This is a genomic window from Streptomyces sp. GbtcB7 (assembly GCF_019091445.1).
GTDB classification, from domain to species: domain Bacteria; phylum Actinomycetota; class Actinomycetes; order Streptomycetales; family Streptomycetaceae; genus Streptomyces; species Streptomyces mirabilis.
This window is the reverse complement of record NZ_JAGXJM010000008.1, coordinates 148,850-175,243: the sequence shown is the minus strand read 5'-3', so window position 1 is coordinate 175,243 and position 26,394 is coordinate 148,850. Positions and strand designations below refer to the sequence as shown.

Annotated in this window: 24 protein-coding genes; 13 read left to right on the top strand and 11 right to left on the bottom strand. The window is 70.7% G+C overall.

All coding sequences use genetic code 11. From position 1 onward, the window contains the following. Window positions 1–44 precede the first annotated feature (44 nt). The 3 genes from KVT44_RS15775 to KVT44_RS15770 form a co-directional block, all read right to left on the bottom strand. Window positions 45–2,306 (bottom strand): ABC transporter ATP-binding protein, encoded by a 2,262-nt coding sequence (locus KVT44_RS15775; protein WP_217567501.1) that lies wholly within the window; start codon window positions 2,304–2,306, stop codon window positions 45–47. 89 nt (window positions 2,307–2,395) lie between these two features. Continuing rightward, entirely contained in the window at window positions 2,396–2,527 is a 132-nt protein-coding gene (locus KVT44_RS60020; protein WP_256258009.1) for a hypothetical protein, read from the bottom strand. Window positions 2,528–2,769: 242 nt separating this feature from the next. Next, window positions 2,770–5,697, bottom strand: a complete 2,928-nt coding sequence (locus tag KVT44_RS15770) for an FAD-binding and (Fe-S)-binding domain-containing protein (protein WP_254649469.1) — start codon at window positions 5,695–5,697, stop codon at window positions 2,770–2,772. 395 nt (window positions 5,698–6,092) lie between these two features. Between KVT44_RS15770 and KVT44_RS15765 the strand changes: the two genes are divergently transcribed. From KVT44_RS15765 to serC, 7 genes are all read left to right on the top strand, one after another. Next, the gene (locus KVT44_RS15765) at window positions 6,093–7,817 is read left to right on the top strand and encodes an ATP-binding protein (RefSeq protein WP_217567499.1); all 1,725 of its coding nucleotides are present in this window, start codon (window positions 6,093–6,095) and stop codon (window positions 7,815–7,817) included. Beyond that, window positions 7,814–8,221 (top strand): roadblock/LC7 domain-containing protein, encoded by a 408-nt coding sequence (locus KVT44_RS15760; RefSeq protein ID WP_054235659.1) that lies wholly within the window; start codon window positions 7,814–7,816, stop codon window positions 8,219–8,221. Before KVT44_RS15765 ends, KVT44_RS15760 begins: the two co-directional genes overlap by 4 nt. Further along, on the top strand, window positions 8,218–8,565 hold the full coding sequence (locus KVT44_RS15755; RefSeq protein ID WP_099922017.1) for a DUF742 domain-containing protein: 348 nt from the start codon (window positions 8,218–8,220) through the stop codon (window positions 8,563–8,565). Before KVT44_RS15760 ends, KVT44_RS15755 begins: the two co-directional genes overlap by 4 nt. Then, window positions 8,546–9,190: an ATP/GTP-binding protein gene (locus KVT44_RS15750; protein ID WP_099922016.1), complete on the top strand. Its 645-nt coding sequence runs from the start codon at window positions 8,546–8,548 to the stop codon at window positions 9,188–9,190. The genes KVT44_RS15755 and KVT44_RS15750 overlap by 20 nt, the downstream gene beginning before the upstream one ends. Continuing rightward, a complete protein-coding gene (locus KVT44_RS15745; protein WP_217567498.1) occupies window positions 9,187–10,410 on the top strand; it encodes a cytochrome P450 in 1,224 nt (407 codons plus the stop codon). The genes KVT44_RS15750 and KVT44_RS15745 overlap by 4 nt, the downstream gene beginning before the upstream one ends. Then, window positions 10,407–11,627, top strand: a complete 1,221-nt coding sequence (locus tag KVT44_RS15740) for a cytochrome P450 (RefSeq protein WP_217567497.1) — start codon at window positions 10,407–10,409, stop codon at window positions 11,625–11,627. Before KVT44_RS15745 ends, KVT44_RS15740 begins: the two co-directional genes overlap by 4 nt. Before the next feature lie 165 nt (window positions 11,628–11,792). Continuing rightward, window positions 11,793–12,911, top strand: coding sequence for a phosphoserine transaminase (serC, locus tag KVT44_RS15735; protein ID WP_099922014.1), 1,119 nt, complete (start codon window positions 11,793–11,795; stop codon window positions 12,909–12,911). Between the two features lie 69 nt (window positions 12,912–12,980). Here the strand turns inward: serC and KVT44_RS15730 are convergent, their stop codons facing one another. Then, entirely contained in the window at window positions 12,981–13,973 is a 993-nt protein-coding gene (locus KVT44_RS15730) for a WD40 repeat domain-containing protein (protein ID WP_217567496.1), read from the bottom strand. A gap of 137 nt (window positions 13,974–14,110) precedes the next feature. On the opposite strand from KVT44_RS15730, the gene KVT44_RS15725 reads away from it, so the two are divergent. Beyond that, window positions 14,111–14,785, top strand: a complete 675-nt coding sequence (locus KVT44_RS15725; RefSeq protein ID WP_099922012.1) for an SGNH/GDSL hydrolase family protein — start codon at window positions 14,111–14,113, stop codon at window positions 14,783–14,785. On the opposite strand, the gene KVT44_RS15720 is transcribed toward KVT44_RS15725, so the two are convergent. After that, window positions 14,773–15,246, bottom strand: coding sequence for a nuclear transport factor 2 family protein (locus tag KVT44_RS15720; protein ID WP_217567495.1), 474 nt, complete (start codon window positions 15,244–15,246; stop codon window positions 14,773–14,775). The two genes, KVT44_RS15725 and KVT44_RS15720, sit on opposite strands and share 13 nt — an antisense overlap. A gap of 52 nt (window positions 15,247–15,298) precedes the next feature. After that, a complete protein-coding gene (locus tag KVT44_RS15715; RefSeq protein ID WP_217567494.1) occupies window positions 15,299–16,231 on the bottom strand; it encodes a MerR family transcriptional regulator in 933 nt (310 codons plus the stop codon). A gap of 150 nt (window positions 16,232–16,381) precedes the next feature. Here KVT44_RS15715 and KVT44_RS15710 point away from each other — a divergent pair, with 150 nt between their 5' ends. Both KVT44_RS15710 and KVT44_RS15705 read left to right on the top strand, forming a co-directional pair. Beyond that, entirely contained in the window at window positions 16,382–16,969 is a 588-nt protein-coding gene (locus KVT44_RS15710; RefSeq protein ID WP_067371896.1) for a Uma2 family endonuclease, read from the top strand. 60 nt (window positions 16,970–17,029) lie between these two features. Continuing rightward, the gene (locus KVT44_RS15705; protein ID WP_099922008.1) at window positions 17,030–18,022 is read left to right on the top strand and encodes an aldo/keto reductase; all 993 of its coding nucleotides are present in this window, start codon (window positions 17,030–17,032) and stop codon (window positions 18,020–18,022) included. A gap of 252 nt (window positions 18,023–18,274) precedes the next feature. On the opposite strand, the gene thpR is transcribed toward KVT44_RS15705, so the two are convergent. From thpR to KVT44_RS15690, 3 genes are all read right to left on the bottom strand, one after another. Continuing rightward, on the bottom strand, window positions 18,275–18,847 hold the full coding sequence (thpR, locus tag KVT44_RS15700) for an RNA 2',3'-cyclic phosphodiesterase (RefSeq protein ID WP_217567493.1): 573 nt from the start codon (window positions 18,845–18,847) through the stop codon (window positions 18,275–18,277). A 107-nt stretch (window positions 18,848–18,954) separates the two neighbouring features. Beyond that, window positions 18,955–20,238 (bottom strand): MFS transporter, encoded by a 1,284-nt coding sequence (locus KVT44_RS15695; protein ID WP_075027058.1) that lies wholly within the window; start codon window positions 20,236–20,238, stop codon window positions 18,955–18,957. A 344-nt stretch (window positions 20,239–20,582) separates the two neighbouring features. Continuing rightward, window positions 20,583–21,020, bottom strand: coding sequence for a MarR family winged helix-turn-helix transcriptional regulator (locus tag KVT44_RS15690; protein WP_054235179.1), 438 nt, complete (start codon window positions 21,018–21,020; stop codon window positions 20,583–20,585). A 143-nt stretch (window positions 21,021–21,163) separates the two neighbouring features. Between KVT44_RS15690 and KVT44_RS15685 the strand changes: the two genes are divergently transcribed. Further along, on the top strand, window positions 21,164–21,346 hold the full coding sequence (locus KVT44_RS15685; protein WP_054235178.1) for a hypothetical protein: 183 nt from the start codon (window positions 21,164–21,166) through the stop codon (window positions 21,344–21,346). A gap of 39 nt (window positions 21,347–21,385) precedes the next feature. Here the strand turns inward: KVT44_RS15685 and KVT44_RS15680 are convergent, their stop codons facing one another. Continuing rightward, the gene (locus tag KVT44_RS15680; RefSeq protein WP_217567492.1) at window positions 21,386–22,837 is read right to left on the bottom strand and encodes an NCS2 family permease; all 1,452 of its coding nucleotides are present in this window, start codon (window positions 22,835–22,837) and stop codon (window positions 21,386–21,388) included. A gap of 285 nt (window positions 22,838–23,122) precedes the next feature. Between KVT44_RS15680 and KVT44_RS15675 the strand changes: the two genes are divergently transcribed. Together KVT44_RS15675 and KVT44_RS15670 are read left to right on the top strand one after the other, a co-directional pair. Next, on the top strand, window positions 23,123–23,401 hold the full coding sequence (locus tag KVT44_RS15675) for a DUF2530 domain-containing protein (protein ID WP_075027055.1): 279 nt from the start codon (window positions 23,123–23,125) through the stop codon (window positions 23,399–23,401). Between the two features lie 133 nt (window positions 23,402–23,534). After that, window positions 23,535–25,934: a cation-translocating P-type ATPase gene (locus KVT44_RS15670; RefSeq protein ID WP_190170805.1), complete on the top strand. Its 2,400-nt coding sequence runs from the start codon at window positions 23,535–23,537 to the stop codon at window positions 25,932–25,934. A 25-nt stretch (window positions 25,935–25,959) separates the two neighbouring features. Here the strand turns inward: KVT44_RS15670 and KVT44_RS15665 are convergent, their stop codons facing one another. Then, the gene (locus KVT44_RS15665) at window positions 25,960–26,298 is read right to left on the bottom strand and encodes a hypothetical protein (RefSeq protein ID WP_217567491.1); all 339 of its coding nucleotides are present in this window, start codon (window positions 26,296–26,298) and stop codon (window positions 25,960–25,962) included. Between the last annotated feature and the right edge of the window lie 96 nt (window positions 26,299–26,394).

Genomic DNA, 26,394 nt, shown 5'->3' with positions numbered 1-26,394 from the left:
CTTCTCAGTCCACAGTAATGGACCAAGTCAGGCACGTGAACCCTTTATGCGCCTGTCCAGGGTGTCTCGTCGCGGAAGAGGGGCCGACCGTCGGGCAGATAGCCGTCAAGGGGGTCCCGCAGAGGATCGGGATCGGGGAGGGAGCCGGGATCGGGGAGGGGGTCGGGAAACGCACCGGGGTACCAGGCTCCCTCGGCCCCGTGCTGCCCGGCGGCTCCCCCATCGGCTCCGTAGTACGCGTACTGCGGAGCCGCTTCCGCCACGAAGCCCCTCGCGTAATCCATCGGCACCCCGGCGGGCACCCCCGTCGGCATTCCCACAGGCACCCCCGTCGGCATCCCCACCGGCACCGCGCCGCCCACCGGAACCTCCGCCTCCGTGAACAGCGGCAGCCGCAGCTCTCCGGTGTCCATCAGCGCGTTGTTCTGCGATCCGTGCAGACGGGCGTACGCGCCGCCGCGGGCCAGGAGTTCGTCGTGGCGGCCGGTTTCGACCACACGGCCGCGGTCGACGACGAGGATGCGGTCGGCGTCGGGCGCGAGGTTGAGGTCGTGGGTGATCATGATCGTCGTACGGCCCTGCATCAGACGCCGCAGCGGCTTGATCACACGGCGCGCGGCCATCGCGTCCAGGCCGGTCGTCGGCTCGTCGAGGACGAGGACGGGGGCGTCGCGCAGGATGGCGCGGGCGATGGCGAGCCGCTGGAGCTGGCCGCCGGAGAGGCGGGCCGAGTTGGGGTCGATCTTGGTGTCGTATCCGTCCGGCAGCTTCATGATGAAGTCGTGCGCGTCGGCGGCGCGCGCGGCCTCCACCAGCGCCTCGTCGCTCGCGCCGGGGCGCCCGCAGCCGATGTTGGCGCGGACGGTGTCGTGCAGGACGAGAGTCTCCTGCGGCAGCAGCGTGACGTACTCGCGCAGCCGGGCCAGCGGGAAGTCGCCCACCGGGACGCCGTCGAGGAGCACGGAGCCGGCGTCCGGGTCGTAGAAGCGCAGGAGGAGCTTGGACACGGTGGACTTGCCCGCGCCGCTCGGGCCGGTGACGATGACGAGCTCGCCGGGGTTGACCATGAAGGACAGGCCGCACAGGGCGTCGCTCTCCGCACCGGGGTAGCGGAAGGTGGCGTCGCGGACCTCCACGGCGCCGTCGGGGCGGCCGAGCCGGCTCTCCGCCGAGCGCGTCGGATCGGCGACCGCGGGCCGCACATCGAGAATCTCGATCAGCCGTTCGGCGCCGGCGGTGGCGGCGGCGATGGTCAGACCGAGCTGCGCCAGGCCGCGCACGGGCGGGTAGAGATAGCCGAGGAACGCGGCGAAGGCGAGCAGCTGGCCGAGGGTCATCCGGCCGCCGGAGATCTCCCACACGCCGAGGCCGATGACCGCGAGCACGCAGATCGTCTCGATGACCTGGACGAGCTGCTCGTACAGCTCGTTGAGGCGCCCGGAGCGTACGGAGGCCCTGAACCAGGCGTTCGCCTCCTGGTTCAGCCGCCGCCGCTCGGCGTCACGGCGGTCGTACGCCTGGGTGAGGACGATGTTGCCGAGGGACTCCTCGACGACGGAGGTGATCGCGCCGTCGGCGACCCGGCCGTCGCGCGAGACGGACTTGATGGAGCCGGAGAAGCGGCGGGCGGCCAGCCAGAACAGGGGGGCGAGCACGAAGGTCGCCGCGGCCAGGTCCCAGCGCAGCCAGAAGGCGGCGGCCGCGTAGAACAGCGCGCTGAACGCCGCCGACGCCGCGCCCACGAGCCCGGACACGACCATCGTCTCGATCGACTCGACGTCGCTGGTCAGCCGGGACAACAGGTCGCCCTGGCGGTGCCGTTGGAAGAAGTGCGGCGGCAACTGCTGTACGTGGTCGAAGACATGCTCGCGCAGCCGCATCACGAAGCGCTCGGTGACCCAGGTGGCGAGGGAGTTGCCCGCGTAGGCGACGGCGGCGCCGAGCACGGCGACGGCCAGCCATTCGGCGGCCGGGGCCCAGAACGCGGCCAGTGAGCCCTGTTGCAGGGCGTGGTCGGTCAGATCGCTGAAGAGGAGGATGGCGGCGGTCTCGGCGAGGGCTGCCAGAACCGTGCACAGCCAGATGGCCAGCAGCCAGCTCCGCAGTCCCTTGGTCAGCGGCCAGAAGCGCCGGAAGGCGGTACGGGCGGGGATGGTCGGCGTGTCGTGGTCGAGTTCATCGTCGTCCTCGTACGCGTCGTCCTCGTACTCGTGGTCCTCGTACCGATCGTCCGCGACCGCGCCGACGCCGGTTTCCGCGTATTCCTCGTGTTTCTCGTACCCCTGATTCTGCCTTTGCCGGGTCATGGCCCTCCTCATTTGAATTGCAGGCCGCGCCGTGGAATTCAAAAGAGAGAGGCCGACGGCGCACCGTCGGCCTCTCTGCTACCGCTCGATCAGCGTTCGTCGTTGGGGAACGGCTTGGGGAGCGGCTTGTGCGCCTTCTTGCGCGGCTTCGGCGCCGGCGGGGGCGGGAGCTGCTTCGACTTGGGCTTGGGGGGCAGGGGGGCAAGCTTCTTGAAGCTCATGCCAACTCCTTGAGGTTTCTGGCTACGCAATAGCGAGCGCAATAGTGCGATGGTGCGAGAATTCTCTACGGACACGGGCGGGAATTCCTGGTCGTCACCTCGGTTTTCCCTGCCGCCCGACATGAAGGAACCTACACGCCCCGCACCCCAAGGCACAGCAAAATGCAGCACATGACGACTGTGAATCCCCTTATGAAACCTGAGAGTTGCCTAAAAAACCTGGGTATTGGATATCCACGCCGTCAGTCCGACCCTTGGTCGACCTCCAGGTCCACCCCTTGGTCCAGCGCCTCGGCCAGCGCCTCCGCCAGATGCCGCCCCTTGCGTCCCGCCAGCTGTTCCAGCTGTGTGCGGCAGGAGAAACCGTCCGCGAGAAGCAGGGTGTCGGGGGTGGCGGCCCGCACGGCCGGGAGCAGTTGTTCCTCCGCGCAGGTCTTCGACACCTCGTAATGGCCCTTCTCGAAGCCGAAGTTGCCCGCGAGTCCGCAGCAGCCGCCCGCGAGGGAGCCGGTGAGGCCCGCCGCCTCGCGCAGCCGGCGGTCGGCGCCGTCGCCGAGGACGGCGTGCTGGTGGCAGTGGGTCTGGCCGGTCACCGGACGGTCGAGGAGCGGGGGTGACCAGTCCGGGGCGAGACGCTCCAGGGCCTCGGCGAACGTCAGCACCGCAGAGGCGAGGCGCGCCGCGCGCGGGTCGTCGTGCAGGAGCTCAGGGAGGTCCGTGCGCAGGGCGGCGGCGCAGCTCGGTTCCAGGACGACGACGGCGGGTGGCCGCGGGTGGACGTCCGGGTCCAGGAACACGCCCATGAGGTCGAGCGTGCGGCGCATCACCGCGCGGGCGCGGTCGAGTTGGCCCGTGGAGACGTAGGTCAGTCCGCAGCAGACGTGGCCCCGCGCGCCCACCGACCAGGGGAGGTGCGAGAGGGACGCACTCTCCCCGGCCCGCGGCGTCCGCTTGCGCATCACCACCGTCGGCGGGAGCATCACGTCCACCCCTGCCGCCTCCAACACCCGTACGGCCGCCTGCCCCACGGAGGGCGACAGGTGCTCGGTGAAGGTGTCCGGCCAGAGGATCGCCACCTCCCTCGGGGGCCCGTCGAGTTCCACCTCGGGGCCGTACGCCCCCTCCCGCATCATCCGCCGCACCCGCTCCTTGAACCGCCGCCCCCACCATCGGCTGAAGGTCTCCGGCGCCAGGCGCGGGATCTCCCGCTCGGGTGCGATCCCGCCGAGCCGTTTGGCGAGCGCCGCGAACGGCCGTACGGAGGCCAGGGAGTTGAGCAGCGGCGCGGTTCCCGTGCGGTCGACCAGGCGCAGCCACACCGGCAGCCGGCCCATCGTGTAGTGCGCGGCGGGGCGCCTCCTGCCTTCGTAGTGGTGGTGCAGGAACTCCGCCTTGTACGTGGCCATGTCGACGCCCACCGGGCAGTCGGACCGGCAGCCCTTGCAGGACAGGCACAGGTCGAGCGCGTCCCGGACCTCGGTCGAGCGCCAGCCGTCGGTGACCACCTCGCCCGCGAGCATCTCGTGCAGCAGCCGGGCCCGCCCCCGCGTGGAGTGCTCCTCCTCGCCCGTCGCCCGGAACGACGGGCACATGACGCCCGCGTCGGCGGCCGTCGTACGGCACTTGGCGACCCCCACGCATCTGCGCACCGCCGCCGAGAAGTCCCCGCCGTCCGCCGGATATCCGAACGCCACGTCCACCGGCTCGCGCGGCAGCACCGCGAAGCGCAGGTTCTCGTCCAGCCGGTGCGGGCGCACCAGCATCCCGGGGTTGAGCAGGTCGTCCGGGTCCCAGAGGTCCTTGGCCCGCTCGAAGAGGCCGACCAGCTCCGTGCCGTACATCCTGGGCAGCAGTTCGGCCCGTGCCTGCCCGTCCCCGTGCTCGCCCGAGAGGGAGCCTCCGTGGGAGACCACCAGTTCGGCCAGTTCCTCGGAGAAGCGGCGGAAGCGGCCGATGCCCGCACTGGTCAGCAGGTCGAAGTCGATGCGGACGTGGATGCAGCCGTCGCCGAAGTGCCCGTACGGGGTGCCGCGCAGGTCGTGGGCGCTGAGCAGGTGCCGGAAGTCGCGCAGATAGGCGCCGAGCCGGGCCGGCGGCACCGCGCAGTCCTCCCAGCCCGGCCATGCCTCGCTCCCGTCCGGCATCCGGGTCGCCGTGCCGCTCGCGTCCTCGCGCAGCCGCCACAGGGCGCGCTGTCCGGCCGGGTCGGTGACCACGAGGGCGTCGAGGACGTCGGCGGCCCGGACGATCGCGTCCGCACGCGCGCGTGCTTCCGCCGGGTCCGCGCCCCCCGTCTCCACGAACAGCCATGCGCCGCCGTGCGGCAGCCCCGCGTCCGGCGGTACGAGGTCCGCGGCCATCCCCTCCACGGTGAGCGGCCCCAGCGGCAGCAGCCCGGCCGCCGCCTCGGCCGCCCCGCTCTCGTCCGCGTACGCCAGCACGGCCAGCGCCCGCGCGCGCGGTGCCTCGACCAGTCGTACGACCGCCTCCGTGAGCACCCCGAGCGTGCCCTCGGAGCCGCAGAAGGAGCGGGCGACGTCGGCGCCCTTCTCGGGGAGCAGCGCGTCGAGCGCGTAGCCGGAGATGCGGCGGGGCAGCTCCGGGAAGCCCGTGCGCAGGCGGGCCAGCTCGCCCTCGACCAAGGTCCGGAGGCCGTCCGGGGCGCCCTGCCAGCTCTGGCCCAGCCGTACGACGGAGCCGTTCCCCTTGACCACCGACAGTTCGCGCACGCTGTCCGCCGTCGTGCCCCAGGCCACCGAGTGCGAGCCGCACGAGTTGTTCCCGATCATGCCGCCGAGGGTGCAGCGGCTGTGCGTGGAGGGGTCGGGTCCGAAGCGCAGGCCGTGCGGGGCCGCGGCCTCCTGGAGGCGGTCGAGGACGACACCGGGCTGGACGACGGCCGTGCGCGCCTCGGGGTCGAGCGCGACGATCCGGTCCATGTGGCGGGTGAGGTCGAGGACGACCCCGGTGCCGGTCGCCTGTCCCGCGATCGACGTGCCGCCGCCGCGCGGCACGACCGGCACCCCGTGGGTCCGGCACACGGACAGGGCGGCCGCGACGTCGTCGGCGTCGCGCGGGCGGACCACGCCGAGCGGGACCCGGCGGTAGTTGGACGCGTCCATGGTGGTCAGCGCCCGCGCGGTCACGTCGAAGGCGACCTCGCCGCGCATCTCCGCCGCGAGGGCGGCCCGCAGCCCGCCCACGTCGGGCGGGTCCGCCGCGCCGCGCGTGCCGTCCTTCGCGCCAAGATCCGTCATGTCTCCAGGATGACCCCGCGCACCGACAACGGTCCGTAACCGTGACGCATCGATCACCGGCCGATCCCTCACCGGTCTCTGATCGATCCCTGACCGGTCCCTGGCCGATCACCGACCGATCGCCATCGCGATCACAGACCGATCACCAGCGGATTACGAGCTCGGATCCGGAACCTTCCCAATACGATCACGAACTCTCATATAGTGACGGCAAATTGAGCAACCCGTGTCGGCTCTCGCCCAGGAACCTCGCTCCAGGAACGTCGCCCCCAGGAACTTCGCCCAGGACACGACCGAGGACACGATTCATGACCGCGCCCATCCCCTCCGGCGAACGACCCACCCTCCGCGCGAGCGCCCCCGCGCCCCTGCTCACCGCCGTCGCGGCGGCGGTCGCGGTCGTCGTCGCCGTCTCCCTGGCACCCGACTCGGCACGCGTCCCGCTCGCCTGGGGCACGGGCGCCGCCGCCGTGCTGCTGTGCGTCGCCGTCGCGGTCGCCGCGCGCGCCCTGCAGACCGCGAAGCTCGCGCGCCGCCGCCTCGACGCCGTGACCCAGGACGCCGGACGGCTCCTGCAGGAACGGGCCCGCATGGCCGAGGAGTTCAACCAGGAGCGGTCCCGGCTCGCGGAGGAGTCCGCCCGCGACCGCGCGCGCCTGGCCGACGCCGACGCCCGCGAACGCGCCCTGCTCACACAGGGGCTCGAGGAGGAGCGGCAGCGCCTCACCGCCGAAATCGCCGAGGAGCGGCGGCGGTTCGCCGAACTCGCCGAGGAGAACACCCGGCTGACCGAGCGCATGCGGCGGGCCAACAGTGACCGGGCCGCCGCGATCTCGGCCACCGCCAACGCGGCCGGGCGGATGCAGGCACTGTCCACCGGCATGCTCGCCGACCTGCGCGCCATGGAGGAGAAGCACTCCGACGAGGAGGTCCTCGCCGACCTCCTCCACCTCGACCACCGCACCGCGCAGGCGGGCCGTCTCGCCGACTCCGTCGCCGTCCTCGCGGGCGCCCGCTCCGGCCGCCGCTGGGCGCGCCCCATCGTCATGGAGTCGATCCTGCGCGGCGCCATGGGCCGCATCGGCGGCTACCAGCGGGTGCGCGTCCACTCCGCGAGCGACGCCGCCGTCGCCGGGCACGCCGCCGAGGGCGTGATGCACGCGCTCGCCGAACTCCTCGACAACGCCGCGAACTTCTCGCCGCCGACCGCCGAGGTCCACGTCTATGTCGAGGAGGTCCCGGCCGGTGTCATCGTCTCCGTCGAGGACAGCGGCCTCGTCATGGGCGACGTGCAGCTGCGCCGCGCCGAACGCGCCGTCTCCGCGGACGCCGAGAACGCCGCCGACCTCGGCGGCCTCACCGGCACCCGGCTCGGCCTCGCGGTGGTCGGCCGGCTCGCGCGCAAGCACGGCCTGAAGGTGTCCTTCCGGCCCTCCGCGCGCGGCGGCACGGGCGTCCTGGTGCTCATCCCCCAGGACATCCTGAGCCTGCCCTCCGCACCGGCCCCGGCCGCCCCGGCGGCGACGGAACCCCAGGTCAAGCCCGCCGCGGCGACCCCGTCCGACGAGAACCGCCCGCTCGCCGAGCCGCGTCCCCAGGCGTCGTACGCCGCCGCCCGCGCCCCCGAGGACCTCGACCCGGACCCGGTCCCCACCCACGAGTCGCCCCGGCACGCCACCGCCACCGACACCCCGCCGAACGGCACCCCCACGACCGGCACTCCCACGACCGGCGGCCTCCCCAAGCGCCGCCGCGGCCGGACCCTCGCGCACGCCGAGCGCAGCCGCGCCCACCTCACGAACCAGGCCGACCCCGAGCCCCGTACGACCGACTCCAAGGCCACCGCCGCCCGCTTCAGCAGCTTCCGCCAGGCCGTCCGGGGCACCGCGCCGGACCAGGCGGCGGTCCAGGGAACGGTGCCCGAGGACGACGCCTTACGCGGCGAAGAAGCCGTACGGGAGCCCGCCCCCACGCATCCCTCGCACGCCACCTCGCACACCTCCTCGCATCCGGAAGGCGACACCACTTCATGACCGGCACCACCACCGCCGACGAGAAGCTCTCCTGGCTCATCGAGGGCCTCCTCGAGCGCACCCCGGGCGCCCGGCACGCGCTCGTGCTCTCCCGGGACGGCCTGAAGCTGTGCCGCACGCCGGAGCTCACCGTCGACCGCGCCGACCAGCTCGCCGCGATCGCCGCCGGCATCCAGTCGCTGTCCCACGGGGCGTCCGTGGAGTTCGGCGACGGCACCGGGGGCGTGCGCTCGGCGATGACCGAGTTCTACGGCGGGGTCCTGTTCATCGTGGAGGCGGGCGACGGCGCCCACCTCGCCGTGGTCACCGCCGAGGACGCGGACGCCGGTCTGGTCGGGCACAACATGAGCGAGCTCGTGGAACAACTCGGCGAACACCTGAGCGCGCAGCCCCGGACGTCATGAGCCGTCCGGGCAGGGACGACGCGCCCGACCGGCTCTACACCCTCACCGGAGGGCGCAGCCGGTCCGCGCCCGACACCCCGTTCGACCTGGTGACACTCGTGGTCGCCGAGTGCGATCCGGCGGTGGGCATGCAGTCGGAGCACGTGGCGATCCTGCGGTTGTGCGAGCGGCCGACGGCGGTCGTGGAGATCGCCGCCGTGCTGAAGCTGCCGGTGTCCATCACCCGCATCCTGCTCTCCGACCTGCTCGCCGCGGGCCGCGTCAGCGCCCGCCACCCCCAGAAGGCCGCTCTTCCCGATCCCGACATCCTGGAGCAGGTGCTCGTTGGACTCCGTAACCTCTGATGCCCGTACGTCCCAGGGGGCCGACGCCCGTACGCCCCTGGGGGCACAGGCCGACAACGGTCTGAAGATCGTCGTCGTGGGCGGCTTCGGCGTCGGCAAGACCACCCTGGTCCGCTCCGTGAGCGAGATACGTCCCCTCAACACCGAGGAGACGATGACGCAGGCCGGCGCGGCGGTCGACGACATCAGCGAGGTGCGCGGCAAGTCCGCGACCACGGTCGCCTTCGACTTCGGGCGCATCACGCTGGACGCCCGCAATGTGCTGTATCTGTTCGGCGCGCCGGGCCAGGAGCGTTTCTGGTTCCTGTGGGACCGGCTGTTCTCCGGCACGCTCGGGGCCGTCGTCCTCGTCGACACCCGCCGTATCGACGACTCCTGGTACGCGATCGACCGGCTGGAGCACCACGGCACGCCGTTCATCGTGGCCTGCAACGACTTCGGCGGCTCCGCGCACACCCCCGCCCAGATCCGCGAGGCCCTCGACCTCGATCCGCAGGTCCCGCTGCTCGACTGCGACGCGCGTTCGCGGGAGTCCAGCAAACGAGTGCTGATCACACTGGTGGAGCACCTCAAGACCTTGTACGCATCCGAAAGCGCCCTCACATCACCGGAGTTGGCCCTGTGACCCCCGCCCCCGTGCCCCTCAGCGGGCCCCGGTTCCAGACCGAACCCGCCCAGCTGTACCGGGAGATGCGGCGCGACCACGGTGCCGTGACGCCCGTCGTCCTGGACGGCGACATCCCGGCGTGGCTGGTACTCGGCTACCGCGAACTGCACCAGGTCACCGGCGACCCCGTGCTGTTCAGCCGCGACTCCGAGCTGTGGAACCAGTGGGACCGCATCCCCGACGACTGGCCACTGCTGCCGATGATCGGCCGCAGACAGCCCTCGATCCTCTACACCGTCGGCGAACGCCACCGCGAGCGCGCCGCGATGATCAGCGACGCCCTCGAAGCCGTCGACCCCTCCGAACTGCGCGCCCAGGCCGAGAGGTTCGCCGACGAACTCATCGACGCGGCGTGCGCCAAGGGCGAGACGGACCTCATCGGGGACTACGCCGCCCTGCTGCCCGTCCGTGTCCTCGCCATGCTCTACGGCTTCGCCGAGGAACAGGGCCCCGGCCTCGTCACCGCCCTCAACGACATGGTCAACGGCCGTGAGAACGCGCTGGCCGGACAGCAGCACCTGGCCGGCTCCATGGCCCAGCTGATCGCCGACCGGAAGGCCGCGCCCGCGAACGACGTCGTGTCCCGCATGCTCGCGAACACGGTCGGCTTCACGGACGAGGAGATCATCCAGGACCTGATGGTCATGATGGCCGCCGGCCACCAGCCGACCGCGGACTGGATCGGCAACTCGCTGCGCCTGATGCTGACCGACGAACGCTTCGCCGCCTCGCTCTTCGGCGGCCGCAACAGCGTCGCCGAGGCCATGAACGAGGTCCTCTGGGAGGACACCCCCACCCAGAACGTGGCCGGCCGCTGGGCGTCCCGCGACGCCCAGCTCGGCGGTCACCGCGTCCGCGCGGGCGATCTCCTCCTCCTCGGCCTCCAGGGCGCCAACTCCGACCCCCAGGTCCGCACCGACGGCTCCGCCCTCACCGGCGGCAACAACGCCCACTTCTCCTTCGGCCACGGGGAGCACCGCTGCCCGTTCCCGGCGCAGGAGGTGGCGGAGGTCATCGCGCGGACGGGGATCGAGGTCGTACTGGACCGCCTGCCGGACATCGACCTGGCGGTCCCGGCCGACTCCCTGGCCCGGCGCCCCTCACCGTGGCTGCGGGGCCTGACCGAACTGCCTGTGCGCTTCACCCCGACCCCGGCCCTGGGAGGCACCCCCGCATGACCAGTCGTATCGCCCTGGACCCGTTCGTGTCCGACCTGGACGGCGAGAGCGCCCGGCTCAGGGAGGCGGGCCCGCTCGCCGCCGTGGAACTGCCCGGCGGCGTCCCGGTCTGGGCCGTCACCCACCACGCCGAGGCACGCGCCCTGCTCACCGACCCCCGGCTGGTCAAGGACATCAACGTCTGGGGTGCCTGGCAGCGCGGCGAGATAGCCCCCGACTGGCCGCTGATCGGGCTCGCCAACCCCGGCCGCTCCATGCTCACGGTGGACGGCGCGGACCACCGCCGGATGCGCACGCTGGTCGCGCAGGCGCTCACCCCGCGCCGGGTGGAGCAGATGCGGGAGCGCATCACCAAACTGACGGAGGGTCTGCTCGACGGCCTGACGTCGGGCCCGGACGGCGTCGTCGACCTGAAGGCCGACTTCGCCTACCCCCTTCCCATGTACGTCGTCGCCGACCTCATGGGCATCGAGGAGTCCCGGCTCCCCCGCCTCAAGGAACTCTTCGAGAAGTTCTTCTCGACGCAGACCCCGCCCGCGGAGGTCATCGCCACGCTGACGGAGCTGGCCGGGATCATGGCGGCGACGGTCGCCGCGAAGCGGGCGGAGCCCGGCGACGACCTGACCTCCGCCCTGATCCTGGCCTCCGAGGACGGCGACCACCTCACCGACGAGGAGATCGTCTCCACCCTCCAGTTGATGGTCGCGGCGGGCCACGAGACGACGATCTCCCTGATCGTCAACGCGGTGGTCAACCTCTCCGCCCACCCCGAGCAGCGCGCCCTCGTCCTCTCCGGCGAGGCGGACTGGTCTGCGGTCGTCGAGGAGACCCTCCGCTACTCCACCCCGACCTCGCACGTCCTGATCCGCTTCGCGACGGAGGACGTGCCCGTCGGGGACAAGGTGATCCCCGCGGGCGACGCCCTGATCGTCTCGTACGGTGCGATCGGCCGCGACGAGAACGCCCACGGTCCGACCGCGGGCGACTTCGACATCACCCGCACCGCCCAGAACCGTCACATCTCCTTCGGCCACGGCCCCCACGTCTGCCCCGGCGCCGCCCTCTCCCGCCTGGAGGCGGGGGTCGCCCTCCCGGCCCTGTACGCCCGCTTCCCGTCCCTGGACCTGGCGATCCCCTCCTCCGAACTCCGCAACAAGCCGGTAGTGACCCAGAACGACCTCCACGAACTCCCCGTACACCTGAACCCAACCCCCTGACCCACCAAACGCCGGACGGGCCAAAAGATGCGCGCCGGCGCACTTGAGGGGCGCGGGGAACTGCGCGACCAGCGGCGGCGGGGGCGAGGAAAAGTGGGCCCCCGCCCCGTCTCACCCGGCGGACGAAGTTTCCACGACGTTTCGCATAACGGATACGCTCCCACCGTGGCTGATATCCAGATCCCCGCTGACATCAAGCCCGCCGACGGACGTTTCGGCGCGGGCCCCTCCAAGGTGCGCACGGAGGCGCTGGACGCGCTGGCCGCGACCGGTACCTCCCTGCTCGGCACCTCCCACCGCCAGGCCCCGGTCAAGAACCTGGTCGGCAAGGTCCGCGAGGGCGTGCGCGACCTGTTCTCGCTCCCCGACGGCTACGAGGTCGTCCTCGGCAACGGCGGCTCCACCGCCTTCTGGGACGTCGCGACGCACGGCCTGATCGACAACAAGTCCCAGCACCTCACCTTCGGCGAGTTCAGCTCCAAGTTCGCGAAGGCCGCCAAGCTCGCCCCCTGGCTCGCCGAGCCCACCGTCATCTCCTCCGACCCGGGCACGCACCCCGAGCCGGCGGCCGAGGCGGGCGTGGACGTCTACGCCTACACCCACAACGAGACCTCCACCGGCGTCGCCGCCCCCCTCAAGCGCGTCAACGGCGCCGACGAGGGTTCCCTCGTTCTGGTGGACGCCACCTCCGGCGCCGGCGGCCTCCCGGTCGACATCACCGAGACGGACGTCTACTACTTCGCCCCGCAGAAGTCCTTCGCCTCCGACGGCGGCCTGTGGATCGGCGTCTTCTCCCCCGCCGCCATCGAGCGCGCCGAACGCATCCACGCGAGCGGGCGTCACGTGCCGGAGTTCTTCTCGCTCCCCACGGCGATCGACAACTCCCGCAAGAACCAGACGTACAACACCCCGGCCCTCGCCACCCTGTTCCTGCTCAACGAGCAGCTGGAGTGGATCAACGGCCAGGGCGGTCTGGAGTGGTCCACGGGCCGTACGAAGGACTCCTCGACCCGCCTCTACACCTGGGCCGAGGAGAGCAAGTACGCGACCCCGTTCGTCGCCGACCCCGCCAAGCGCTCGCAGGTCATCGGCACGATCGACTTCGCCGACGAGATCGACGCCGCCGCCGTCGCCAAGGTCCTGCGTGCCAACGGCATCGTCGACACCGAGCCCTACCGCAAGCTCGGCCGCAACCAGCTCCGTATCGCGATGTTCCCGGCGATCGACCCGGCGGACGTCGAGGCGCTGACGAAGTGCGTCGACTACGTGATCGAAAAGCTGTAGTCCTCACTCGTACGCAGAGGGGGGCGCCCTGCGCGGGCAATCGCGCCGGGCGCCCCTTTTCTCATGCGACTACGACTTGCGCAACAACCTCTTCAGGCCGAACCCCGCCGCCAGAACCGCGGCGACGGCGAGCGCCCCCTTGGCAGCAGAACTCATGCCGCCGCCCCCGTCGCTCCCACCGGCCGACGCCGATCCCCCGCCCTGCGAAGGCGACTTGGAACCGGACCCGCCCCCGGGAACCGAGCCGGGCTGGACCGGACTGTCCTTGCCCTCGCTGCCGTACATGAGCTTGGACCCGTCGGGGGTGTACGTGACCGACTCCCCCTGCCGCTGGAGCGGCACGTTCAACCGTCCCTGGCGCTTGAGCTTCCCGTCGTTCCAGGCGTACGCGATCCCGCCGAAGTACCCGCGCACGACGAGCTGTTCGCCGTCGGGCGAGAAGGCGCCGTCGGTGACCCAGAGGTCGATGGTGGCGACGGGCCGGAAGATGTTGGTGCCCGACGTGGAGAGCCGGGCCGGACCCTCGTACAGGTGGCCGCCGTCCTCGTTCTTGTCGGCGATGTAGACCCGTCCGGTCTTCGGGTGGACCATCAGCGCCTCGGCGTTGCGGGGTCCGTCCGCGTACTTCACGACGTACTGCGTGGCCCGGATCGTCTGGTCCTTGAGCACCTTCGGCTCGGGCAGCTTGTAGATCCACACGTAGGACCACTTGCCACCGAGGTTGTCGCCGATGTCGCCGACGTAGAGGTCGCCGTCGGGTCCGAGGGAGATGGCCTCGACGTCGCGCGGCGCGCCCACGCCCTTCATGGTGATGGTGGCGACGGTCTCGCCGGTCCTGCTGTCGACGGCGTAGAGGTAGGGACCGTCGTCGCTGTCGTTGTGGGTCCAGTAGATGCCGGGGTGGAGGTGCGAGGCGGCGAGCCCGCTCGACTCGGTGATCCGGGGGTCCTTGATCGTGAACCCCCCGTCCCCGTCGGCGGCGAGGGCCGGTGCCGGCAGCGCGAGGGCGAGAGCGGCAGCGGCGGAGGCGGCTCCGGCGAGGAACGAGGGCGATCGGCGCATGGCCCAAGCCTGCCATCCCGGAGCCGCCGGGACCCGGTGAGCCCGCGGGGAGCCGCCGCCCCCGGCGTGTCCATCCTCACACCTCGCACCCCACACGGCCCTTACTGATCGCCCGCCCGATCATCCATGATGAGCGGATGCTCAGGTTCATGCCCGTCGGCGACTCCATGACGATCGGAAGCGCGGGCGAACACACATGGCGTTACCGAATGTGGCAGCACCTGCGCGCGACGTACGGGGGCCCGTTCCGGATCGTCGGCCCGCGCGAGACGCTGTACGACAAGGCGACGGAGTCCCCCGACTCGCACGAGTACGCGGACCCGGACTTCCCGCGCGCCCACCTCGCGGGCTGGGGCGAGGGCTGGCAGCACATGGTGCCCCTGATCGGTGAGGCGGTCCGCACCCAGCGCGCGGACGTGCTCCTGGTCTCCCTCGGCCTGATCGACCTGGGCTTCTACACGAACGCCGTACAGACGGCCGCGAACGCCCGCGCCTTCGTCGCCGAGGCCCGTGCGGCGAACCCGCGCATCCACCTGGTCCTCCTCCCGGTGATACCGAACGTCCGCGCGGAGTCCGACGCGCCCTTCGCCGCCGAGGTCGCCGCCTTCAACGAACTCCTGGCGAAGGCGGTGGCCGACCTGGACGAACCCCGCTCCCCCGTCCTCCTCGCCTCCCCGCCCCCCGGCTACGACTTCCGCCACGACACGTACGACGGCACGCATCCCAACGCGACCGGCGAGCACAAGATCGCGGAGGCCTTCGCGGAGGCGATGTACCAGGCCTGGGACCTGGGCGAGCCCTACTCGGCCTGACCGCCGACGCCGACCGGCGGCCTTCCCTGCGTCCAGATCACCTCGACGGCCGTGTCGCGGAAGCGCCAGCCGTCGGGCGTGCGCCGGAGCTCGGCCCGGCAGTGACCGCCCACGGTGAAGGCGGTGCCGTCGTGGTGTACGTGAGTCATCAACGCGTTCCAGGACACGACGGCCGCCGCCCCGCCCTCCGCCACCTCGCTCACCACATCCGTCGCCATGTGCTGCGTACGAGCGAACCGCCCGAGCGCCTCGACGGTGTGCCGCAGCACGGCGTCCCGCCCTTCGCTGTCACCGATGGGGGTCCGCTCCCGCACGTCCTCCGTGAAGTACTCCCGCGCCCATGCCGCGTCGATCTTCCCCACGTCCAGGGACCGGAAGAACCGGCTGACGAGCGTGGCGATGGCGAGGTGATGGTGATGGTGATGGTGATGGTGATCGGAACGAACGGTCTCGGTAGTCATCACCCCACCCTGATACCTGAACCACGATCGAGGTCAAGGACGTGAGGGGACGTCAAGGACACCCGGAACCGCCCGCAGGCTCCCGGACGCGCAGCGCCTCGACGGCCCAGTCCAGTACGGGCGCCAGACTCTCCGGTGCCGGCCAGCCGTTGATGACGGCGAGCAGCTTCGTGTACCGCTCCCTGCGCGGGTCGTTGACGGTTTCGAGCCGGGTCAGGACGTGTACGTCGTGCGCGAGGAGCGCCTCGACGACCGGCGCGGCGGCATCGTCTCCCGGCTCGATCCCCGCCGCGAGGGCCGGGCCTACCAGCTCACGCACGGCCGGGACCAGCCCGGGGCGGGGCCCGCCGCCCCGGGCACCCTCCTGCTCCGCCGCCAGGTGTTCGACCAACCGCCGCACGACGGCCCGGAACTCGCCGTCCTGGGACAGCTCGGCCAACTCCACCCAGGCCGCGATCTGTTCGGGTTCGGGGTTGTCGGGCAGTTCGGGGGTGAACGAGCGCCGGATCCCCACGAACGCGCCGGAACCGGCCGACCCGGCCGACCCGGCGAAGACGGAGTCGAGGAAGTCGTCGATCAGACGTCGGCGTTCGTCCTCGGAGAGCCTCGCCAACCGGTGCATGAGATCCATCTCCTCGGGGTTGGAGTCGCGCCGGGCCACCGCCGTCAGCACCGCGTGCCGCAGCCGCAAGGTGCGGATCTGCACGGCGAGCGCGTCCGCGTGCGCTGCCGCGACCTCGGAGAGCGAGAGCTCGCGTGCCACGACCTTCCGGATGTCCGGAAGCCCTACTCCCAGCTCACGCAGGGTCCGCACGAGATCCAGACGCGCGAGGGCGTCGGCGCCGTAGAGGCGGTAGCCGGCCGGGCTGCGACCGGTCGGCGGCACGATGCCCCGATCGGAGTAGAACCGAATCGCCTTGACCGTCAGCCCGGTCCGCCGAGCCAGCTCACCGATCGAGCAGAGCGGACCGAGGGGGTCGTTCATGCCGCCATCCATGCCCCCACCCTGCCGCCTCCCCCTACGGGAGACTCAAGTGACCGCCGGGAACTGATCCCTACGTGACCGGGTCACCGTGCGTATCGTTGTACCGCGCGGCTGCACTCGACCGGGTTGCGGCCGGGGAGAAGCGCCACGATGACCGTCCTTGAAGACAGGATCGAGATGGCCGACGCCAACACCAAGCGCTTGGACGAATGGTTCCAGCGGCTTGAGCGTATGCCCGTCCCCGAAGGATTCAGGGTCGAGATCGTCGGGGGCACCGTTCATATGACGCCGCAGCGTGACACCCACTGGGAGATCATCCGCAGGATTGTGCGGTCCGTCGAAGACAGGTTCGGGATGGACGTCAAAGTCTTCTCGGACGTCCGCATCGACTTCCCGGGCCGCGAGAACGGCTTCTGCCCTGATGTGGCCAAACTCAGCGACTCCGCCGAGAAGGACGACGAGGGCCGCTGGCATTACAAGAACGTCGAGTTCATCGCCGAGGTCATCTCGCAGAGTACGGGTTCCAACGACTACGGCCCCAAAAAGACCGCGTACGCACTCGCGGAGGTCCCCGTCTACCTCATCGCCGACCCGTACCAGGGCCGGTGCCACCTCTTCACCCAGCCCAAAGACGGCGAGTACGTCAGTGAGTTGTCCGTCGCCTTCGGGGTGGACATCGACCTCACCACCACTCCCGTCGGACTCACCCTCAAAACGGACGAGTTCCCCCGCGACTGAGCCCCCGTCCCGCACGCCTCCCTTGCCTAGAGCGCACTCCACGTCGTTGGCTAGGGAGTCATGAAGTACACGCAGCTCGGACGCACGGGACTCAAGGTCAGCCGACTCGTCCTCGGCACCATGAACTTCGGTCCGCAGACCGACGAAGCCGACAGCCACGCCATCATGGACGCGGCGCTGGACGCAGGAATCAACTACTTCGACACCGCGAACGTGTACGGCTGGGGCGAGAACAAGGGCCGCACGGAAGAGATCATCGGGAACTGGTTCGCGAAGGGTGGTGAGCGGCGCGACAAGGTCGTGCTCGCCACCAAGGTGTACGGGAACATGGCCGCCGACGGCGACGCCTGGCCCAACCACGACAAGCTGTCGGCCCTCAACATCCGACGGGCCGTGGACGCCTCCCTCAAGCGGCTCCGGACCGACTACATCGACGTCTACCAGTTCCACCACATCGACCGCCGCACTCCCTTCGAGGAGATCTGGCAGGCCGTCGACGTACTGGTGCAGCAGGGCAAGATCCTCTACGTGGGGTCCAGCAACTTCCCCGGGTACAAGATCGCCCAGGCCAACGAGATCGCCGCCCGGCGCGGCGGCACCATCGGTCTCGTCAGCGAGCAGTGCCTCTACAACCTCGCCGAGCGACGCGCCGAGATGGAGGTCATCCCGGCCGCGCAGGAGTACGGCCTCGGGGTCATCCCCTGGTCGCCGCTGCAGGGCGGACTGCTCGGCGGCGTCATCAAGAAGGAGGTCGAGGGCGGGCGCAGGGCGAGCGGCCGGGCCGCCGACTCCCTCGCGAACACCACCATCCGCGCGCAGGTCCAGTCGTACGAGGATCTGCTCGACAAGCACGGGATCGAGCCCGGCGAGGCCGCCCTGGCCTGGCTGCTGACCCGTCCCGGCGTCACCGGCCCCATCGTCGGCCCCCGTACCGCCGCACAGCTCGACTCGGCCCTGCGCGCGGTCGAGCTGGAGCTGTCGGACGAGCTGCTGACCGGCCTGGACGAGATCTTCCCGGGTCCGGGCCCGTCCCCGGAGGCCTTCGCCTGGTAACGCTCCCCAGGGGGCGCCCGCCTGGGCGCCCCTCAAGGGGCGTGAGGAACCGCGCGACCGGCCACGACCTGCCCGCAGGCGGACAGGCGGCGCGGTGTTCCGGCCGGCCCGGCGAAGTGGCCTGGCCGGCCCTACTTGACCGCCGCAGCCAGCGCCACCACGACGAACATCAGCACGAGCACACCGGCCATGATTTGGTTTCGGGTCTTCGGGTTCACGTCATCGAGGTTAACCGGCCGCCCCCGAGGACCTTCAGCCGCCCGCCCCGTCCAGCGGCCAGCGCGCCACCGTCTCGTAGCGCGGCTGCTCCCCCGACACTCCTGACCTCGGCAGATTGCTGCGTACGAGACACAGCTCCCCGACCGTCCAGTCCCGCCCGGCGAAGGCGTCCAGGACGGCGACGTACGGCGCGAAGTCCGCGGTGTCGCGGCTGCGGGCCAGCGTCAGGTGCGGGCGGTAGCGACGGTGCTCACCCGTCCCGACGCCCGCCTTCCGTGCCGCCGCCTCCGCCCGGTCGGCCAGCAGCCGCATCGTGGGGACGTCTCCTGACACCCCGGTCCACAGCGCCCGGCCCCCGAAGTGGCCGCCGCCGTGGAGGGCGAGGGGGAAGGAGGGGGTGCGGTGGGCCGCGCGGGCCAGGCGGTCCGACAGGGGCTGGACGAGCTCTTCCGCCACCTCGCCGTAGAAGGCGAGGGTGAAGTGCCAGCCGGGGCGGCCCGTCCAGCGCAGTCCGTCCGCACCCGGCAGGCGGTGCAACTCGTCCACCAGCGTGCCGAGTTCACGCACCGCGGCCTGAGGTGGCAGCACGGCCGCAAAGAGTCTCATGCCCATCACCCTTCCAGGGAATGGATCACCTGACCACCCTCGCGCCGTGCCGCCGGCCGAGCGACCGCCGTACGGCGGTCGGCCGGGCAACCGTACGGCGGCCGTCGTCACACCGCCGTGGCCAGCCGCTCCTTCTGCTCCCCCGCTTCCCTCGGTACGAAGCTGACCTGCGGGTGGCCGCGATGCCAGCCCACCGACAGGCGCAGGCCGCCGACACGGGCCAGGACGAGGCCGACGGTGGTCGCGGCGACGGCCGAGACCAGGCCGCCGAGGGCGAAGCCGACCCGGGCGCCGTAGGCGTCGGTGACCCAGCCGACCAGGGGCGCCCCCAGGGGCGTACCGCCCATGAAGACCATCATGAACAGCGCCATCACCCGGCCGCGCATGGCCGGGTCGGTGCCCATCTGGACCGCGGTGTTCGCCGTGACGTTGACGGTGAGACCGAAGATCCCGATGGGGACCATGAGGAGGGCGAAGAGCCAGAAGGACGGGGCCAGGGCCGCGGCCACTTCCAGGATGCCGAAGGCCATGGCCGCCGCGATCAGGATGCGCAGTCTCGCCGTGCCGCGGCGGGCGGCGAGCAGCGCGCCGGCCACCGAGCCGACCGCCATCAGCGTGTTGAAGAGGCTGTACCCGCCGGCGCCGGCGTGGAAGATGTCGTCCGCGTACGCCGAGAGCCAGACCGGGAAGTTGAAGCCGAACGTGCCGATGAAGCCGACGAGGACGATCGGCCAGATCAGCTCGGGGTGGCCGGCGACGTAGTGCAGGCCCTCGCGGAGCTGGCCCTTGCCGCGCGGCGCCCGCTCGACCGGGTGCAGGTCGCGGGCGCGCATCAGGAGCAGGCCGACGACGGGGGCCACGAAGGACAGGCCGTTGAAGAGGAACGCCCAGCCCGTGCCCACGCCGGTGATCAGGACGCCCGCGACGGCGGGGCCGACCAGGCGGGCGGACTGGAAGTTGGCGGAGTTGAGACTGACCGCGTTCTGCAGCTGGCCCGGGCCGACCATCTCGGAGACGAAGGACTGGCGGGCGGGGTTGTCGACGACCGTGGCGAGGCCGACGGCGAAGGCCGCCAGGTAGACGTGCCAGACCTGGACGTGGCCGGAGAGGGTCAGGAAGGCGAGCGCGAGGCCGGTGACGCCCATGGCCGTCTGGGTGGCCAGCAGGGTGGGGCGCTTGGGGAGGCGGTCGACGAGGACGCCGCCGTACAGCCCGAAGAGCAGCATCGGCAGGAACTGCAGCGCGGTGGTGATGCCGACCGCGGCGGAGGAGCCGGTGAGGCTCAGGACCAGCCAGTCCTGCGCGATGCGCTGCATCCAGGTGCCGGTGTTGGAGACGACCTGGCCGAGGAAGAACAGCCGGTAGTTCCTGATCCTCAGCGAGCTGAACATCGAGGAGCGGGGGGAACGGGAGGAACTCTCGGGGGCGGGCGGGGAGTCGGGGGTGTCTGGTCCGGGGGCGGAAGGTATTCCGGATCCCGTACTCAAAGGGATTCGCCTCCTAGCGTGGGACGTCATTGCACGCGGGCGCGGCCGCGTCTGTCACGGTGAGGTTCGGGCACGGCGGAGCGTGCGGGGCAGTGCGCACGGCCGTCACGGCGTGCCCCTGACGGTGCACGGGACACCGTGGCCGGCGCACATCCGGCGGTCCGCCGTGCGCGGCTGCGACCGCCGCGCGGCGCCCGCGCCGAAGCCGCGCCTGTCGCGTGCGGGCCCGGGCCGGGTGTGCGCCCCTGTCACAGTTGCGCGAGCTTTTCGAGGACGGGCGCGGCCTCGCGGACCTTCGCCCACTCGTCCTCGTCGAGGGCCTCGACCAGTCCGGCCAGGAACGCGTTCCGCTTGCGGCGGCTCTCCTCGAGCATCGCCTCGGCCTTGTCGGTCTGGGTGACGACCTTCTGGCGCCGGTCCTCGGGGTGCGGCTCCAGCCTGACCAGGCCCTTGGCCTCCAGCAACGCGACGATGCGGGTCATCGACGGTGGCTGCACATGCTCCTTACGGGCGAGCTCGCCGGGTGTGGCGGTGCCACAGCGGGCGAGGGTGCCGAGCACCGACATCTCGGTCGGACTCAGCGACTCGTCGACCCGCTGGTGCTTGAGTCGACGCGACAGCCGCATTACTGCGGAGCGCAGGGCGTTCACGGCGGCAGCGTCGTCGCCATGGGTGAGGTCAGCCATGTCTTTAGGGTAACTCATTACCCTCTCTAAAGAGCCACAGGGTGCCCGTGACACGGGCCACTGAACCTTTACGTCACCCATATGAGTGAGTCGCATCCAGAAAGTGACTCCTCGTCCCTCCCGCTCCCGCGACCCTCGACTGCATGGGGACCAGCGTGCTCAGCCTGCGGATAGACGGGGAGCTGCTCGACCGGCTCCGACACCATGCCGCCAAACGCGGAATGAGCGTCCAGGACTATGTCGTCCGGACGCTCATTCGCGATGACTTCGACGAGCGGTTCCAGACCGCAGTCGAGGAGACGGAGAAGTTCTACGGGGTCACGTGAGACCCCGTGGGGCCGCTCACGTGACCCGCAGGGGGTCGCTTACGTCAGACCCAGGGCCGGCATTAGGTAGTAGAAGGCGAACACCGCCGAGACGACGTACATCGCGACCGGGATCTCCCGGGCGCGGCCGGCGGCCAGGCGCAGCACCACGAAGGTGATGAAGCCCATGCCGATGCCGTTCGTGATCGAGTAGGTGAACGGCATCATCATCATCGTCACGAAGGCCGGGATGGCGATCGTGTAGTCCGCCCAGTCGATCTCCTTGACCGAGTGGGACATGATCAGGAAGCCGACCGCGATGAGCGCGGGCGTGGCGGCCTGGGACGGGACCATCGTGGCGACCGGGGTGAGGAACAGCGCCACGGCGAAGAGCGCGCCGGTGACGACGTTCGCGAAGCCGGTGCGGGCGCCCTCGCCGACGCCCGCCGTGGACTCCACGAAGCAGGTGGTGGCGGAGGAGGAGGTCGCGCCGCCCGCGGCAACCGCGATGCCGTCGACGAAGAGGACCTTGTTGATGCCGGGCATGTTGCCCTGCGCGTCGGTCAGCTTGGCCTCGTCGCTGATGCCCATGATCGTGCCCATCGCGTCGAAGAAGGTCGACAGCAGCACGGTGAACACGAAGAGGATGCCGGTCAGCACGCCGACCTTGTCGAAGCCACCGAAGAGACTGACCTTGCCGACGAGTCCGAAGTCCGGGGTGGCGACCGGGTTGCCCGGCCACTTCGGGGTGGTCAGACCCCAGGACGGGATCTTGGCGACGGCGTTGATGATCACCGCGACGACCGTCATCGTGACGATCGAGATCAGGATCGCGCCGGGCACCTTGCGCACCATCAGCGCGAGGGTGAACAGCGTGCCGAGGATGAAGACCAGGACGGGCCAGCCGTTGAGGTGGCCGTCGGCGCCGAGCTGGAGCGGCACGGTCGTCTGCGCGATGTCCGGGATGCGCGTGACGAAGCCGGAGTCGACCAGGCCGATCAGCATGATGAACAGGCCGATACCGATCGCGATGCCCTTGCGCAGGCCCAGGGGCACAGCGCTCATGACGCGCTCGCGCAGACCGGTGGCGACAAGGAGCATCACGATGAAGCCCGCGAGGACGACCATGCCCATGGCGTCCGGCCAGGACATCCGCGGGGCGAGCTGGAGGGCTACGACGGTGTTCACGCCGAGGCCCGCCGCCAGCGCGATCGGCACGTTGCCGACGACGCCCATGAGCAGCGTGGTGAAGGCCGCCGTCAGGGCGGTCGCGGTGACCAGCTGGCCGTTGTCCAGGTGGTGCCCGTACATGTCCTTCGCGCTGCCCAGGATGATCGGGTTCAGCACGATGATGTAGGCCATCGCGAAGAAGGTGGCGAGACCGCCGCGGATCTCGCGGGGCAGGGAGCTGCCGCGCTCGGAGATCTTGAAGTAGCGGTCCAGCGAGCCCTGCGCGGGGCCGGGTCCCGGCTGGTCCGGGGCGGGGGCCTTGGTGGTGGCCGAGGTGGACATGGATGACCTCATACGTGCGGGGCCTTGCGGGCCAGGACTGGCGCCGGGCGGGGACAGGCGCCGGGCTGGGGGGAAAACATGATCGAGTCTGGCCGCTGCGCGATCACCAACAGGTTTCTCAGATGTTTCTGTTGGAGTTTCGTACGAACAGAAAGAGCCAGACTCAGACCGTTTCAGTATGAACATATGAGTCCGAAATCGCTATCTCCGCGCGTAGACCGTTGGTATACAAGGGACGCACCGGGTCCGGCGAAGCCGGGGCGGACGGCCTCGTAAGCTGTGTCCATGGCGAAGTGGACCCCCAAGCACGAGGCGCCGGAGCCCCTGGAGGGCCCCGTCGTCGCCACCATCACGGGCGGCACGATCCTCTGGTTCGTCCTCTTCCTGGTGCAGCTGCCGTTCTACGGCTGGTTCGACGACCACGGGCACCTGTGGTGGGTGTGGACCTGCCTGGCCGGCGCGGGCCTCGGCCTGATCGGCATCTGGTACGTCCGTGGGCGCGACGCCGCCCTCAAGAGGGCCGCCACCGAAGCGGAGCAGCAGCCCACCGCCACTACGGAGTAACCGTCCGCTGCTGCGGAGTAACCAGCTCCCCCTACAACCACGGCATCACTCGCCGCCGCCCCGGTCCTCCCCTGGTCGGATCTTTGGGGCACTCGGCGGGTGAAGCCGTATTTCCACACGTACCGTCGAATGCATGACGCACATCGACGCGGGCGCCGAACTCGACCCTGTTCACCCCGTGCCCCTGCCCGCCCCCAAGCGGGCCCCGGGGCTGTCCGCCGCCGAAGTGGCCGAACGGGTCGCCCGCGGCGAGGTGAACGACGTCCCCGTGCGCAGCAGCCGCTCCATGGGCGAGATCGTCCGCGCCAACGTCTTCACCCGGTTCAACGCGATCATCGGTGTGCTCTGGCTGATCATGCTGTTCGTGGCGCCGTTCCAGGACAGCCTGTTCGGGTACGTGATCATCGCCAACACCGGGATCGGCATCATCCAGGAGTGGCGGGCCAAGAAGACCCTGGACTCGCTCGCGGTGATCGGCGAGGCGAAGCCGACGGTGCGCAGGGACGGGTTCGCGGGCGAGGTCAGTACGTCGGAGATCGTGCTGGACGACGTGATCGAGATCGGGCCCGGGGACAAGATCGTCGTGGACGGCTCGTGCGTCGAGGCCGACGGTCTGGAGATCGACGAGTCACTGCTCACCGGTGAGGCGGACCCGGTGGTCAAGCACGCCGGCGACGAGGTGATGTCGGGCAGCTTCGTGGTCGCGGGCGGCGGCGCGTTCACCGCGACGAAGGTGGGACGGGAGGCGTACGCGGCGCAGCTCGCCGAGGAGGCGTCCCGGTTCACACTGGTCCACTCCGAGCTGCGCAGCGGTATCTCCACGATCCTCAAGTACGTGACGTGGATGATGATCCCGACCGCGATCGGTCTGGTCATCAGCCAGCTCGTGGTCAAGCAGCACGGCTTCAAGGACTCCATCGCCCGTACGGTCGGCGGGATCGTCCCCATGGTCCCCGAGGGCCTGGTCCTGCTCACCTCCGTGGCCTTCGCGATCGGCGTCATCCGGCTTGGCCGGAAACAGTGCCTCGTGCAGGAACTTCCCGCCATCGAGGGCCTCGCCCGCATCGACACCGTCTGCCTCGACAAGACCGGCACCCTCACCGAGGGCGGCATGGACGTCACCGAGCTGCGGCCCCTCCAGGGAGCCGACGAGACGTACATACACAAGGCCCTCGGGGCGCTCGGCGAGTCCGACCCGCGCCCGAACGCCTCCCTCCAGGCGATCATCAACTCCTACCCGGACAGCGAGGACTGGCGCTGCACCGAGTCGCTGCCGTTCTCCTCCGCCCGCAAGTACAGCGGGGCGTCCTTCAGCGAGGGCAACGGAGAGTCGAGTACGTGGCTGCTCGGCGCCCCCGACGTGCTGCTGCCCGCCGGGGACCCGGCGCTCGCCGAGACCGGGCGGCTGAACGAGGACGGGCTGCGGGTGCTGCTGCTCGCCAAGGCCTCGAAGGAGCTCGACGACCCCAAGGTGACGGAGGGCGCCCGCCCCACCGCCCTGGTGGTCCTGGAGCAGCGGCTGCGCCCGGACGCGGCGGACACCCTGCGCTACTTCGCCGAGCAGGACGTCAAGGCGAAGGTCATCTCCGGCGACAACGCGGTCTCGGTGGGCGCGGTGGCCGGGAAGCTCGGCCTGAGCGGCACTGTCGTGGACGCGCGCCACCTTCCCGACGAGAAGGAGGAGATGGCGAAGTCGCTGGACAAGGGCACGGTGTTCGGAAGGGTCACCCCGCAGCAGAAGCGGGACATGGTGGGCGCGCTGCAGTCACGCGGCCACACGGTGGCGATGACGGGCGACGGCGTGAACGACGTGCTCGCCCTGAAGGACGCCGACATCGGCGTGTCCATGGGCTCGGGCTCGGAGGCGACCCGGGCGGTGGCCCAGATCGTGCTGCTCAACAACAGCTTCTCGACGCTGCCCTCGGTGGTCGCGGAGGGCCGCCGGGTCATCGGCAACATCACCCGCGTCGCGACCCTCTTCCTGGTGAAGACGGTCTACTCGGTACTGCTGGCCATCCTGGTGGTGTGCTGGCGGGTCGAATACCCCTTCCTGCCCCGGCACCTGACCCTGCTGTCCACGCTGACCATCGGCATCCCGGCGTTCTTCCTCGCGCTCGCCCCCAACACGGAGCGGGCGAGACCGCACTTCGTCCAGCGGGTCATGCGGTACTCGATTCCCGGGGGCGTCGTCGCGGCCGTCGCCACCTTCATCACGTACATGGTGGCCCGTCACCACTACACCGGGCCGGGCGAGTTGGACGCGGAGACCAGCGCCGCCACGCTGACACTGTTCCTGATCTCGATGTGGGTGCTGGCGATCATCGCCCGCCCGTACACCTGGTGGCGCGTCGCCCTGGTGGCCTCGATGGGCCTGGCGTTCCTCGTCGTACTGATCGTGCCGTGGCTCCAGCACTTCTTCGCCCTGAAGCTGGTGGGCGTGGAGATGCCGTGGATCGCGGTGGGCATCTCGGTGGTGGCGGCGGCCACCCTGGAGTTCCTGTGGAGATGGGTGGACCGCCGGTTCCCGGCGTGAGCCGTGCCGACAGGTAAGGCGGTTACTACCTCACGTCGATGTAGTCACCCGTGGCGTTGACGGCCGGGGTGGTCGAGGTGCCCGCGAAGGCGTAACGGTAGGTGCCGTCCACGGACGCCTTGACCGTCGTCTTCAGCGCGCCGCCGCTGGTCGTCTTGATCGTCTTGACCGTGGTGCAGGCGCCGGTGACCGTGATGGTCTTGTTGACGGTCGTCGCGCCGATGACGACGTCCTTGCCGCCGTTCACGACGACCTTGGTGATCTTCGTGTCATGGCTGCCGTCCGCGAAGGCCACGGGCGCCAGGGCGGCTCCGGCGGCGGCGAAGGACGCCGGCAGGGCGACGGTGGTGGTGCGCTTGCGCATGGATTCCCCCCCACGGAATGTCTACGGCTGGAACGTGTGCGGTCCCCGCGCCCCTGGCGGGAGCGCGGGGACCGCACGGTGATGACTCGTTACTGC

Coding starts and splice junctions, on each gene's coding strand:
- KVT44_RS15775 (WP_217567501.1), bottom strand. CDS start 2,306: ATGACCCGGCAAAGGCAGAATCAGGGGTACGAGAAACACGAGGAATAC.
- KVT44_RS60020 (WP_256258009.1), bottom strand. CDS start 2,527: ATGAGCTTCAAGAAGCTTGCCCCCCTGCCCCCCAAGCCCAAGTCGAAG.
- KVT44_RS15770 (WP_254649469.1), bottom strand. CDS start 5,697: ATGCGCGGCGAGGTCGCCTTCGACGTGACCGCGCGGGCGCTGACCACC.
- KVT44_RS15765 (WP_217567499.1), top strand. CDS start 6,093: ATGACCGCGCCCATCCCCTCCGGCGAACGACCCACCCTCCGCGCGAGC.
- KVT44_RS15760 (WP_054235659.1), top strand. CDS start 7,814: ATGACCGGCACCACCACCGCCGACGAGAAGCTCTCCTGGCTCATCGAG.
- KVT44_RS15755 (WP_099922017.1), top strand. CDS start 8,218: ATGAGCCGTCCGGGCAGGGACGACGCGCCCGACCGGCTCTACACCCTC.
- KVT44_RS15740 (WP_217567497.1), top strand. CDS start 10,407: ATGACCAGTCGTATCGCCCTGGACCCGTTCGTGTCCGACCTGGACGGC.
- KVT44_RS15730 (WP_217567496.1), bottom strand. CDS start 13,973: ATGCGCCGATCGCCCTCGTTCCTCGCCGGAGCCGCCTCCGCCGCTGCC.
- KVT44_RS15725 (WP_099922012.1), top strand. CDS start 14,111: ATGCTCAGGTTCATGCCCGTCGGCGACTCCATGACGATCGGAAGCGCG.
- KVT44_RS15720 (WP_217567495.1), bottom strand. CDS start 15,246: ATGACTACCGAGACCGTTCGTTCCGATCACCATCACCATCACCATCAC.
- KVT44_RS15715 (WP_217567494.1), bottom strand. CDS start 16,231: ATGAACGACCCCCTCGGTCCGCTCTGCTCGATCGGTGAGCTGGCTCGG.
- KVT44_RS15710 (WP_067371896.1), top strand. CDS start 16,382: ATGACCGTCCTTGAAGACAGGATCGAGATGGCCGACGCCAACACCAAG.
- KVT44_RS15705 (WP_099922008.1), top strand. CDS start 17,030: ATGAAGTACACGCAGCTCGGACGCACGGGACTCAAGGTCAGCCGACTC.
- thpR (WP_217567493.1), bottom strand. CDS start 18,847: ATGAGACTCTTTGCGGCCGTGCTGCCACCTCAGGCCGCGGTGCGTGAA.
- KVT44_RS15695 (WP_075027058.1), bottom strand. CDS start 20,238: ATGTTCAGCTCGCTGAGGATCAGGAACTACCGGCTGTTCTTCCTCGGC.
- KVT44_RS15690 (WP_054235179.1), bottom strand. CDS start 21,020: ATGGCTGACCTCACCCATGGCGACGACGCTGCCGCCGTGAACGCCCTG.
- KVT44_RS15685 (WP_054235178.1), top strand. CDS start 21,164: ATGGGGACCAGCGTGCTCAGCCTGCGGATAGACGGGGAGCTGCTCGAC.
- KVT44_RS15680 (WP_217567492.1), bottom strand. CDS start 22,837: ATGTCCACCTCGGCCACCACCAAGGCCCCCGCCCCGGACCAGCCGGGA.
- KVT44_RS15675 (WP_075027055.1), top strand. CDS start 23,123: ATGGCGAAGTGGACCCCCAAGCACGAGGCGCCGGAGCCCCTGGAGGGC.
- KVT44_RS15670 (WP_190170805.1), top strand. CDS start 23,535: ATGACGCACATCGACGCGGGCGCCGAACTCGACCCTGTTCACCCCGTG.
- KVT44_RS15665 (WP_217567491.1), bottom strand. CDS start 26,298: ATGCGCAAGCGCACCACCACCGTCGCCCTGCCGGCGTCCTTCGCCGCC.